Origin of the sequence: Nakamurella sp. UYEF19, assembly GCF_040546275.1 — a bacterium.
Classification (GTDB): Bacteria; Actinomycetota; Actinomycetes; order Mycobacteriales; family Nakamurellaceae; genus Nakamurella.
In genome coordinates, this window is the sequence record NZ_JBEPNO010000020.1 from 71,801 (window position 1) to 83,874 (window position 12,074).

Annotated in this window: 12 protein-coding genes; all 12 read right to left on the bottom strand. The window is 67.9% G+C overall.

What is annotated here, in order from left to right:
• Positions 1-4: 4 nt before the first annotated feature.
• On the bottom strand, positions 5-1,708 hold the full coding sequence (locus ABIB25_RS21865; RefSeq protein ID WP_354530635.1) for an urease subunit alpha: 1,704 nt from the start codon (positions 1,706-1,708) through the stop codon (positions 5-7).
• Between the two features lie 2 nt (positions 1,709-1,710).
• Complete coding sequence (ureB, locus tag ABIB25_RS21870) at positions 1,711-2,046, bottom strand: urease subunit beta (RefSeq protein ID WP_354530636.1); 336 nt, start codon at positions 2,044-2,046, stop codon at positions 1,711-1,713.
• A gap of 12 nt (positions 2,047-2,058) precedes the next feature.
• Positions 2,059-2,361 (bottom strand): urease subunit gamma, encoded by a 303-nt coding sequence (locus ABIB25_RS21875; protein ID WP_354530637.1) that lies wholly within the window; start codon positions 2,359-2,361, stop codon positions 2,059-2,061.
• Positions 2,362-2,415: 54 nt separating this feature from the next.
• A complete protein-coding gene (locus tag ABIB25_RS21880) occupies positions 2,416-3,747 on the bottom strand; it encodes a DUF6986 family protein (RefSeq protein WP_354530638.1) in 1,332 nt (443 codons plus the stop codon).
• On the bottom strand, positions 3,731-5,329 hold the full coding sequence (aceB, locus tag ABIB25_RS21885) for a malate synthase A (protein WP_354530639.1): 1,599 nt from the start codon (positions 5,327-5,329) through the stop codon (positions 3,731-3,733). The genes ABIB25_RS21880 and aceB overlap by 17 nt, the downstream gene beginning before the upstream one ends.
• A gap of 93 nt (positions 5,330-5,422) precedes the next feature.
• Positions 5,423-6,331, bottom strand: a complete 909-nt coding sequence (gene pucL / locus ABIB25_RS21890; RefSeq protein WP_354530640.1) for a factor-independent urate hydroxylase — start codon at positions 6,329-6,331, stop codon at positions 5,423-5,425.
• 3 nt (positions 6,332-6,334) lie between these two features.
• Positions 6,335-6,670: a hydroxyisourate hydrolase gene (uraH, locus tag ABIB25_RS21895; protein ID WP_354530641.1), complete on the bottom strand. Its 336-nt coding sequence runs from the start codon at positions 6,668-6,670 to the stop codon at positions 6,335-6,337.
• On the bottom strand, positions 6,667-7,272 hold the full coding sequence (gene uraD / locus ABIB25_RS21900; protein WP_354530642.1) for a 2-oxo-4-hydroxy-4-carboxy-5-ureidoimidazoline decarboxylase: 606 nt from the start codon (positions 7,270-7,272) through the stop codon (positions 6,667-6,669). Before uraD ends, uraH begins: the two co-directional genes overlap by 4 nt.
• Positions 7,273-7,354: 82 nt before the next feature.
• The gene (locus ABIB25_RS21905) at positions 7,355-8,110 is read right to left on the bottom strand and encodes a GntR family transcriptional regulator (protein ID WP_354530643.1); all 756 of its coding nucleotides are present in this window, start codon (positions 8,108-8,110) and stop codon (positions 7,355-7,357) included.
• Positions 8,111-8,340: 230 nt separating this feature from the next.
• On the bottom strand, positions 8,341-9,075 hold the full coding sequence (locus tag ABIB25_RS21910; protein ID WP_354530644.1) for an aspartate/glutamate racemase family protein: 735 nt from the start codon (positions 9,073-9,075) through the stop codon (positions 8,341-8,343).
• Between the two features lie 25 nt (positions 9,076-9,100).
• On the bottom strand, positions 9,101-10,684 hold the full coding sequence (locus ABIB25_RS21915) for an NCS1 family nucleobase:cation symporter-1 (RefSeq protein ID WP_354530645.1): 1,584 nt from the start codon (positions 10,682-10,684) through the stop codon (positions 9,101-9,103).
• Positions 10,685-10,987: 303 nt separating this feature from the next.
• Positions 10,988-12,070, bottom strand: a complete 1,083-nt coding sequence (gene alc / locus ABIB25_RS21920) for an allantoicase (protein ID WP_354530646.1) — start codon at positions 12,068-12,070, stop codon at positions 10,988-10,990.
• Positions 12,071-12,074 lie beyond the last annotated feature (4 nt).

A 12,074-nucleotide genomic window follows, 5' to 3' on the forward strand; every position in this document is an offset into this window, starting at 1 on the left:
CAACTCAGAACATCGAGTAGAGCTGGGCGAGGGGGAGGACGGAGGCGGGGGCGGGTTCGATGGGCTCGCCGTCGATCTTGATCGCGAACGTCTCGGGGTTGATGTCGATCACCGGGAGGACGTCGTTGTTGATCATCTGCGCCTTGCCCACCTCGCGGGTCGGCTTGACCGCCACCAATTGCCGCCGAAGACCGAGCCGAGCCGCCAACCCGTCCTGCAGCGCCGCCGGCGCGACGAACGACATCGACAGCTCGGCGCCGATCGCATCGCCGAACGACGGGCGCATCAGCACCGGCTGCGGCGTCGGGATCGAGGCGTTCGGGTCGCCGAGAGCCCCCCAGACGATGGCGCCGCCCTTGATCACGATGGCCGGACGGACGCCGAAGAACTTCGGCTCCCAGAGCACCAGGTCGGCGAGCTTGCCGGCCTCGATGGTGCCGATCTCGTGGTCGATACCGTGCGAGATCGCCGGGTTGATGGTGTATTTCGCGATGTAGCGCTTGGCCCGGAAGTTGTCGGCCGGCTGGGAACCGCCGATGTCGCCGCGCCGCAGCTTCATCACGTGGGCGACCTGCCAGGTGCGGGTGACGACCTCGCCGATCCGGCCCATCGCCTGCGCGTCGGAGGAGGTCAGCGAGATGGCGCCCATGTCGTGCAAGACGTCCTCGGCGGCAATGGTGGTCGCCCGGATCCGGGACTCGGCGAACGCGAGATCCTCTGGCACGGCCGGGTTCAGATGGTGGCACACCATGAGCATGTCCAGGTGCTCGGCCACCGTGTTGACGGTGTGCGGGAGCGTCGGGTTGGTCGACCCCGGCAGGACCATCGGCAGTCCGGCGAGCTTCAGGATGTCCGGGGAGTGCCCGCCTCCGGCGCCCTCGACATGGAACGCCGACAGGGACCGACCAGCAATGGCGTCGATGGTGGACTGCACGTAGCCGGATTCGTTCAACGAGTCCGAGTGCAGGGCGACCTGCAGGCCCCACTCCTCCGCGGCGCGCAGCGCGGCATCGATGGCGGCGGGGGTGGAACCCCAGTCCTCGTGGACCTTGTAGCTGCCCGCACCGGCCAGCGCCTGCTCGGCCAGCCCCTCCATCGAGACGGTATTGCCCTTGCCGAGCAGCAGCACGTTGACCGGCAACGAGTCCATCGCCCGGTGCATCTTCTCCAGGTGCCAGGCGCCGGGCGTGACGGTGGTGGCCTTGGTGCCCTCGCTGGGGCCGGTGCCGCCGCCGCCGATAGTCGTCAGACCGGTGGCCAGCGCTTCGTGGATCTGCGACGGCGACAGCAGGTGCACGTGGGAGTCGAAACCCCCTGCGGTGAGGATCTTTCCCTCACCCGAGATGACGTCCGTCGACGGCCCGATCTGCAGGTCGGGGTGGACACCGTCGGCGACGTCGGAGTTGCCGGAACGACCGAGCGCGACGATCCGGCCGTCCCGGATGCCGACATCTGCCCGGACGATTCCCCAGTGGTCGAGCACGATCGCATTGGTGATGACGGTATCGAGTGCACCCCGCGCGCGGGTCACCGAGCCCTGGGCCATCGACTCGCGGATCGACTTGCCGCCGCCGAAGACGGCTTCCTCACCGCCTGCGGTGTAGTCCTTCTCGATCTCGATCCACAGATCGGTGTCGCCGAGTCGCACCTGGTCGCCGACCGTCGGGCCGTACAGCGCCGCGTATTCCGCCCTGGAGATCTCCACCACGACTAGAGCACCCCACCATTGCTCTTGATCTGGATGCCGGGAATCCTGCGCGCGCCCTGGAAGGCAACGGCCGCTATATCTCTCGACGCACCCGGCTCGAAGCGCCGGGACGTCCCCGAGGGGATGTCCAGCCGGAAACCATGGGCCGCAGCACGATCGAACTCCAGCGCGGTGTTCGCGTCCGGAAGGTGCAGGTGCGAGCCGATCTGCACCGGCCGGTCACCGGTGTTGACGATGTGCAACGAGATCCGTTCGGACTCGCTGCGGTCTCCGTTGAGCACGATCGTGCCCTCCGCGGTGCGGACGGCCCCTGGGCCGGTGGAACTTCCGGATGCCATGTGTGCCCGTCCCTACGCGATCGGCTGGTGGATGGTGACGAGCTTGCGCCCGTCGGGGAAGGTCGCCTCGACCTGGACGTCGGGCAGCATCTCGGCCACCCCGTCCATCACCTGCTCGCGAGTGAGCACCTCGCGCCCGGCGGACATCAGGTCCTGGACCGTGCGCCCGTCCCTCGCCCGCTCGATCACCCAGGTGGTCAGCAGCGCAACGGTTTCCGGGTAGTTGAGCTTGACGCCGCGCTCGAGCCGGTCGCGGGCGACCATTCCGGCCACCGACAGCAGCAGCTTCTCGGTGTCGCCCGGTGTCAGATGCATAGCGGTGTCAGATGCATGTCGTACTCCTGAAGAGGTCGGCAGAACGGCGATCGGTCATGACTCCACTCCTGGCGGCGCGCCCCGTACGAGGTACCGCCGCACCAGATCATCGCCGATGCCCGCGACCGCATTGATCTCGGCCGTCCCGACTGCGCCGCAGGCCAATGCTCCGGCCAGATGACGGGCCAGGGCGAACGCGGTGGCCGGTTCGTCCAGCACGCCGCCGGCGCCGGGCACCTGACGGTGGTAGTCGCCGAGCCGGACGGCGGCCTCGGCCCACCCGTCGCGGAAGAAGGCAAAGGTGGCCGCGAACCGACTGGGCAGCTGGGCCGGATGCAGGTCCCAGCCCTGGAAGATGCCCTGCCGCAACGCTCTTCCGACGCCGTCGGCGTGCGTCAGCCAACGCTGCCCGACCGTGTCGGCGTCGCCGATCGGCACCTTGTTGTCCGACCCGTCGGAAACCCGCACCCCGGTCTCGGCGGCGGCCAGCATCATCAGGCTCTTGGCGAAGTCGGCGACGGGATGACGGAGGTTCTGGTGCGCCCCGAGGATGCCCAGGCTCGCGGTGTAGTCGTAGGTGCCGAAGTGCAGCCCGGACACGCGACCGCCGGCGGCGTGGATCATCCGGGCCACCGGGACGGTGCCGTCGGCGCCCAGCACGGTTTGTGGTGTCTCCACCTGGATCTCGAACTTCAAGGACCCGGTCGTCAACCCGTGCTGCGTCTCCAGGACCGACAGGACGTCGCAGAAGACCTCGATCTGCGCCACCGAGGTGACCTTCGGCAGGGTGATGACGAACCCGGTCGGCAACGGTCCGAGCGACAGCAGTTCACCCAGGAACAGGTCCAGGGTGCGGAGCCCGCGCCCGCGGGTGGCCCCGGCCAGCGACCGGATGCGCACCCCCCAGGACCGCGGCATTCCGGAACCGGGAACAGCCGTCCCGGCAGCAACCGTGCCCGCCAACACAGTGCCCGCCACGACACGAGCCGCTCGCAGCGCGTGCGCGTCCTCCTCCAGATCATCCGCGACCGTGCCGCGGTGGGCGCGGAACCCGTCCTCGAAGTCGATCCGCAGGTCCTCGATCGGTTCCCGGGCCAGCTTCTCGAGCGTGAGAACGCCCAGCTCGCCGGACGAATCGCCGAGTACACGCAGCAATGCCAACCACTGGTCAGGAAAGTCAGCGACCGCTCTGAGAGCCAGACCACCCCAGGCCTGCACCACACCCTCGACGAACCTGGGCACCGGGATGTACACCGTGTGGACACATCCCGGCCCGGGCGGCCCGGGATACTTGCGAGCGTAGTCGGTGTCGTCGGGCGTCAGCCGGTAGTCCCAGGCCCGCAACAACACCGAGTCGAGGACCCCCATGTTACGGAATGAGCTCATAGGCCCGAATGGTGAGGAAGTCCTCGTAGGTCTTCTGGGTGGTCAGGTCGACGAGCAGGTTGCGGGCGTCGGCCAGCAGGTTGCGGCCATGCGGGACCTCGGCCCACAGATCGGCCAGCGCTTCCGTCGCCAGATCGGCAATATCGGTGATCAGCGCGACGCTCACCACCCGGCCGGTGTCGAGCACCGTCCTGGCCTTCCGCCACTGCCAGACCTGGGAACGCGAGATCTCCGCGGTGGCCGCATCTTCCATCAGACTGTGGATGGCGACGGCGCCGCGCCCTGACAGCCAGGTGACGACGTACTCCAGCGCCACCGCGATGTTGCTCTCCAGGCCAACCTCGGTTACCGGCGCCTTGCCGTCGACGTGGAGGGACCTGATGTCCAGCAACTGACCCGCGGTGACGGTGACCCCGGTGCCGACGTCCAACTGGTTCACTGCGTCACCGAGGGCGGCGTCGAAGATGTCCGTGCAGACGCCGACCAGACCGGGGTGGGCGACCCAGGATCCCTCGTAGCCGGCGTTCGCCTCGCGGGTCTTGTCGGCCCGGACCTTGGCGAACGCGACCTCGTTGGCCGCCGGGTCCTTCGACGGGATGAAGGCCGCCATCCCGCCGATCGCGTAGGCGCCGCGCTTGTGGCAGGTCGACACCAGCAGATCGGAGTAGGCCTTCATGAACGGGGCGGCCATGGTGATCGAGTTGCGGTCCGGCAGCACGAAGGCAGGCCCGGCGTCGCGGAACGTCTTGATCACCGAGAACAGGTAGTCCCACCGTCCGGCGTTCAGGCCGGAGGCGAAATCCCGGAGTTCGTAGAGGATCTCCTCCATCTCGAAGGCGGCCCAGATGGTCTCGATCAGGACGGTGGCGCGCGTGACCCCCGACGGCACCCCGACGTACTGCTCGGAGAAGGCGAACACCTCCGCCCACAGTCTCGCCTCCAGGTGCGACTCCATCTTGGGCAGGTAGAAGGCCGGACCCTGGCCGCGGGACAGCAGCTCGGCGGCGTTGTGCCAGAAGTACAGACCGAAGTCGACCAGCGAGCCGGACAGCGGTTTCCCGTGCAGCGTCAGGTGTTTTTCCGGCAGGTGCCAGCCGCGCGGCCGCATCACGATGACGGCACGGTCGCCGGCGGCGAGGGCGTACGACTTCCCGTTCTGCTCCAGGGTGATGGTCCCCCGGATCGCGTCGGCCAGGTTGATCTGGCCGTCGATGACGTTGCCCCAGTGCGGGGTGTTGGCATCCTCCATGTCGGCGAGCCAGACCTTGGCTCCGGAGTTCATGGCGTTGATCGTCATCTTGCGATCGGTCGGCCCGGTGATCTCCACCCGGCGGTCGGCCAGGTAGTCCGGGACCGGGGCCACCTGCCAGCTGCCCTCGCGGATCGACGCGGTCTCCGGGAGGAAGTCCAGCGGCTCGCCGGCGGCGACCGCCTCGCGGCGCGTGGCGCGCAACTCGAGCAACTCCGCCCGCCGGGGAGCGAACTTTTCGTGCAGCGCAGCGAGGAAGTCGAGAGCTTCCGGGGTGAGAACCCCGGCAATGCCCGGGACCTCCGGCGCGCCCGCAACGATCGAGATGCTCACAGAACTCCTCCACAGATCAGCTGCGGGTATCTCCGCAGACACGGCCACCCGCGTCGCAGGTGGGACTGACTCCAATCGGGTGCAACGGAACAGCTAGACGAATCCGGCGACACCGTCCCAGACCCCGGCGGGCGAGGGCGCGTCGTCGCGGACCACGGCCGCCTCGATCAGACCGTAAGGCCGGTCCGCGGCGTAGAAGACCTGATTGGGATTGTCCAGATCCCACTTGCTCAGGTCCACCACGAAATGATGGATGTTCGGCATGGACAACCGGATCTCGCTGATCTCCGGGTGCGCCTCGAGCACACTGCGGCCCATGCAGAAGAGCGTCTGCTGCAGGGCCAGGCTGTGGACGGTGGCGAACTGCTCGAGCAGGATCGCCTCGACCGAGGTGAAGATGCCGTCCCAGTCCAGCTCCGGAGCGCTCTTCCCGGGGCTGGCGTAGACCCAACGGGCGCTGACCGACGTGGCCATCACCCGGTCGTCGGTCTCGACCAGCGACGTGTACGGGACGTCGGGGAAGCCGTGGAACTCGCTGCCGGTGCTCTTGAGAACCACCAGGCCGGTCACCCCGGAGATGACGGTCTCGTCCGCTCCGTCCTTGCGCACCACCGTGTTCCGGACCGCAGAGCTCCCTTTGACGAACGAATGGTCGTGCGGTCCTTTCGCCGTCGCGATGCGGTCCCAGGCGTACTGCTCGACCTCCATCCGCGCGCCGGTGACGTAGTCGTAGGTCCCGACGTAGTTGCGGGCGAGCCGCAGGGCGAACTCCTCGATGGCACCGACGCCGCCCTTGCGGGCCAGCGCGTATGCCGTGTTCTTCTGCGTGTCGGTCGCGATGACCTTGCCGTTGGCGCCCGTCAGGTAGTTGTCGGTGAAGTCGCCGATCAGCTGGCTGGTCACGTTGATGTCGGTGATGACGTGCACCGGGGTCGACCGGTCGACGTACACCAGCCGGACTTCGGCCTTCCCGTACTGATTGGCGCCGAGGACGATTGCCATGGGTCAGCTCCCGAGGTAGGTGGAGTAGGAGAAGGTACTGGCGAGCACCGGGATGTGGAAGTGGTCTCGGGCAGCGGGAAGGCTGATGTACAGGACGATCCGGGGGTAGAAGACAGTGCCATGGGCAGCTTCGAAGTACGCGGCCGTCGCGAAGGTCAGCCGGTAGTCACCGGGCTCCAGCGAGGTCTCCGACAGCGATGCCACACGACCGTCCGCGTCGGTGACCCCGGCGCCGCAGGCGGTTCCGGCGCCGTCGGTGCCGATGCTCTCCAACGTGACCGGGATGCCCTGCCCCGGCTTGCCCAGGCTCGTGTCCAGCAGGTGCGTGGAGATTTTCACGTGACCACTGCCTTGGCCAGGCGCAAGGCGGCGATCTTCTTCAGTTCGCCGGTGACGACCGGTTTCTCTGCTTCGGCGTCGTGGGTGAGCCGGCGGTTCAGGTCGGCCAGGATCTGCTCGGCGGACAGCCCGGCGGCGCAGATCAGGAAGAGGAAGCCGAACCGCTCCTCATAGGCCCGATTGCCCTCGGCGATCGCAACGGCCGGGTCATCGGCGGAGGTCCGGCCGGTCGAGGAAGTGGACGCGCCGGCGGACTGCAGTCCGGCCTGTTCGTCGGCCGACCAGGCGGATTCCGTCGAGGTACCGGCCACGGCGGCCTTCTTCTCGCCGATCCGCGGATGACGGTCGAGGGCGCCCACCACCTGATCCCAGGTGACGCCCTCGGACGCCGCCGCTCCGGCAGCGTGCAATGACGTCAGGTCGGGGTACGGGCGCCCCGAGGAGACCCGCTCCACCCACGCGGGGATGTCGAGGCAGGCGCCGAGCAGATCGGAGGCTGCGGTGTCATCCGCGCGGTTGAACTCGTCGAGCGTCGACGGGACGTCGTGGGTGGAGGACGGGGCAGCGCGATGCCGGCCGGCAGACCGGCTCTGGTCGATCATCAGACTTGTGTGCCCCCTCGGTCGCGGTACCGGCGACAGGGCCGGGACGACCGCATGTCGCCCCCGATGATGCCCGCCCACCTCAGGTACCCGCCCCGTCTGGGCCACGGCGCGCCGCGACATCCGGGGCGGACTCGCTGAACAGGCCGGTGTCGTTCGGCAACGTGGCGATCGAGGTGTCCAGGTGGTCGAGGTGCTGCGCCGCGACCGCGAGCAGTGCCGGGGCATCCCGTGCCAGGAAGTGGTCGAGCATCGCACGGTGCTCGCTGTGCAGTTTGTGGCGGTTCTCGGCTTCGATCAGCGTCATCGGCTGGAAGGGTTCGGTGACGTTCCAGGCCGACTCGAGCATGGACAGCAGCGGTCGCATCCGGGATGGCGTCACCAGCGCGAGATGGAAGCGCCGGCTCTCGACGTGGTAGGCGTGGTGGTCGTCGTCACGCATCGCACGGTCCAGCGCTTCGAGCGCAGCGGTGGCACCGACGTCGTCGGTGGCGGTAGCCTGCCCGACCGCGGCCGCGAGGGCGGCCTTCTCCAGCACACCCCTGACGACGTACAGACCCTGGAACTCCTCGACGGTGAGCTGGGCCACCAGATAGCCCGAGTGCGGCCGATGGTCGACGAGTCCCTCGCCGATCAGGGTGCGGAGGGATTCGCGGACCGGGATGCGGCTCACCCCGAAGGTTTCGGCGACCTGGTCGACCGGAATCGGGGTACCGGGAGGGACACCGCCCTCGAGGATGACCCGGCGCAGTTCCGCGAGGATGGCGACCTGGGAGTGCACGCCCTCGTCGCAGTGGAGCCGTCGGATCAGGGCGGAGGGACGCCTGGTTGCCGGCACCGCCCCTCCCTCCCGCAGCTGTCCGTCCGCTGCTGTCCGTCCGGTGCCGTGACGAACGAGCGCCGACCGTGGGCCCGGGCCCCGCCCCCTGGTGCGGCGGGTTGTTTCACGACTCGCCGGACGGTATCGACCGTATGTTGCCTGGTGATGACGACCAGGCTTCGCCCCGGAGAGACACTCCGGGCAGGGCCGTCCGCTGGGCGGAACTGCGGCTCGGGGAGACTGCTGACTCAGGAGACCGCGAACTCGCTGAGCAGCCCCAGGTACTCCTTCGCCGGCGGCGGCGCGAACTCGTGCCAGGCGCTGGTCCGCAGCTTCATCATCACCAGCGACTCGACGGTCTTGGTGGCCGCGGCCACTCCGTCGACGACCGGCACCCCGAGGGTGCGGCTGATCTCGGCGGCCAGGTCGGCCATCCCGGCACACCCCAGCACGATGACGTCCGACTGGTCCTCCAGGAGCGCCAGCCGGCACTCCTGGACGATCAGCTCCCTGGCCCCGGATCCCGGCTCGTCCAGTTCCAGCACCGGCACCTCGCAGGCCCGCACGTTCCGGCAGAACCTCGCCATGCCGTAGTGCGCGGCCAGATCCCGGGCGCGACCCCTCGTCCGGCCCAGCGTGGTGATCACGCTGAACCCACGGCCGAGAAAGGTGGCCGCATGCATCGCCGCCTCTGCTATTCCGACGACCGGTCCGCCGGCGAGTTCCCGCGCCGCGTCCAGACCCGGGTCGCCGAAGCATGCGATGACGTAGCCGTCCGCCCCCTCGCGTTCCCCTCGCTCGATCTCCTCGAGGAGGCCTGGAACGGAAAGTGCTTCGTCATAATGACTCTCGATGGAGGCGGGCCCCATCGACGGGCTGACCGCGCTGATCTGGGTGCCGGCGGCGGCCACCGCCCGCGCACATTCCCCGATCCGCTCCGTCATCGAGGCGGTGGTGTTCGGATTGATGATCTTGATCAGCACGGGAAGCCCTTCTTGACGACTGCCCTCAGACGGCGGCAGGCAGGTCCTCGACGGACACCTTGTTCTTGAAGATCGCGGTTCCGGCGTAGTGCAGGCTGAAACCGATTGTTGCACAGATGAACCAGGTGTAGGCGGCGACGCCGGACGAGGCGCCGAAGACGATGATCACGCCGACGGTGGCACCGACCAGCGTGGCGACGATGGCCACCGGGTTGTAGCCCTTGTAGTAGTGGTATCGACCCTTCGGGCTCAGCGTGTAGAGGTCGTCGATGACGACCCTGCGCTTCTTGATCAGGTAGTAGTCGGCGATCAGGACGCCGTACAGCGGGCCGATGAAGCAGCCCAGGATGTCCAGCGTGTAGTGGATGGTGGTCGGGTCGTTGTAGAGGTTCCACGGGGTGATGAGCACCGAACCGACGGCCGCGATCATCCCGCCCATCCGCCAGGAGATCCGCTGCGGGTTGACGTTCGAGAAGTCGAAGGCCGGGGAGATGAAGTTGGCGACGATGTTGATGCCGACGGTGGCGATCATGAAGGTGAGGGCGCCGATCAGCACCGCGGTCACCGAGTCCAGCTTGGCGACGGTTTCGACCGGGTCGGTGATCAGTTCGCCGAAGACGTTGCGGGTGGCGGCCGCGGTGACCACGACCAGGATCGAGAACACGATGAAGTTCAGCGGGAGGCCCAGCAGGTTGCCGCGCTTGATCGCACCGAAACTCTTGCCGTAGCGGGCGAAGTCACCGTAGTTGAGCATCGGACCGGAGAAGTACGAGACGACCAGCGCGATGGACGACAGGATCACCGGGACGGCAGCCCAGCCGGTGAGCGTCAGGCCGCCGTCGGCCAGGTTGAAGTCGATGTTGCTCCAGCCGGCCTTGGCGACGAGATAGACGGCCAGGGCGAACATCAGCACGTAGACAGCGGGGCCGCAGAAGTCGATGAACTTGCGGATGGCCTCCATTCCTCGCCAGAAGACGACGGCCTGGGCCACCCACATGATCATGAAACCGGCCCAGCCCAGGGTCGACAACCCGGCGAACCCGTGCTCGGACCTGAGCGCCCATGGCGCCAGACCCGGCCAGATCTTGAGGGCGAGGAGCACCAGGGCATTCGACGCCAGGTACGTCTGGATCCCGTACCAGGCAACGGCAATGAGGCCCCGGATGATGGCCGGGACGTTCGCACCGAGCACCCCGAACGGGATGCGTGACGCGACGGGATACGGCGTTCCGGTGGCGTGGCTGGGCTTGGCCACCAGGTTGCAGAGGAAGTAGACGATGACGATGCCCACCAGCAGGGCGATCAGCACCTGCCAGGCGGCGAGGCCGAGGGCGAAGAGGCTGCCGGCCGTCACATAGCCACCGACGCTGTGCACATCGGACATCCAGAAGGCGAAAAAGGCGTAGGAGCCCCAGGTCTGTTTCTTGAGCGGAGCGAGGTCCTCGTTGGTCAGCCGGAGGTCGTAACCCGGCTTGATGAGTCCGCCGAGCTCGCTGGACTCGGCATGACCACCGGTAGGCCCTCCTTGGCTCGGGATGGTCGCCGGCGCCAGCGAGACTCCGGCTACGCCGTCGTCTGATGCTGTTGCACGAGTCGATGTTTCGGTCATCGGAACTCCTTTCGAGGGGGAGGTTGCCAAAGCCCGTACCTCGCGACAATGGTGCGCACGAAAGCCGGCCTGACATGACGGCAGAATGGGTCGCGACGATGCGACGGAAAGCGCGACGGGATTGCAGAGGACCCCAGGAAATGAGGCACACCGGGAACCCGACATCGCCGACTGACGAAACGGTAGCGACGGTGTGTTGCACTCCGATGACGGAATGGATATATCTGAAGAAGGTGCCCAACAGGCGCAGCTGACCTGGCCGGGCGGCCCGTGAACAGCCGGCCCTGCACCAAGGCGACCGCTCTACCAGGCGAGACCGAGCAACTGCTCCGTCGTCAGCGTCCGCACCGGGGCCTGGGCGATGCCGACGCCAGCGAGGACCTTGGCGTAGGCGGTGGAGGGCAGCAGCCGCAGCCAGTGGGCGATCGCCTCGGCCAGGGCTTCCTCGGCCAGTTCGCCCATCAGGTGCAGGCGCGAGAAGCCGCCGTCTGGAAAGACATCCACCCGCACCGCGGAAACGGTCTCCGACGACGTCAGGCGGAAGCGGTTGTGGCTGTCGGAGGAAATCCTCGTCTCGGGGAGGATCTCGTGCCAGGGCGCCTCCTCGTCGGAGCGGCCGGAGAGCCGGACGCGGCCGGGGGCGTTGCCGAGGAAGTAACCGGAGTCGATGTCGACGTAGGACAGCCGAGCCGGGCCGGCGAGAGTGACCACCAGGTAGTCGTTCCCGGCCGTCCGGCGGCGAGCCGTCTCCCACCCCTCGGACATGGAGCGGGCCACACCGGGGTAGAGCACCTGACGCGCGTCGGAATAGAACATGTCGGAGCACTCGGCGATCTCGCCGCCGTTGTGCAGACTGGCCAGGTCGATGCGGCTGCCCAATACCCTCGGGTCGGGCACCGCGGTGCCGCGGACCCGCAGCCGGGCGACACCGCCGTCCGGGAAGATGTTGAGCCGGACGTGGCTGAAGGCCCAGTGGTTGTGCACCCGGTAGGTGTTCGCCATGTTGCCGCGCGCCGCCGACTGCGGCACGACGGTGACCCAGTCCGCCGCCATCAGCTCTTCGTTGGACGGACTGCCGTCGAGCCAGGTGGCCTCCACCGAGACCTCCGGTGGGTAGTTGCCGGTGAAGAAGGCGGTGTCCGCGATGATCTCGTGCAGCACGCCCGGAACGCCGAGCGCAACGATCGCCCAGTCGTAGCCCGGGGTGCGACGCCGGCGAGTCTCCCAGCCGTCGTAGATCTTTCCGTGCGGACCGAATTCCAGCTTGTCGTGCAGCGGGGTCCAGGGCTGGATCAACGCCTCGCAGGGCGCGAAGAACTCATCGCTGACGCACCGCACGGATCCGCCGAGGGCACGCGAGGCCAGATCGAGGTCGGTGCGCTTCATGGAT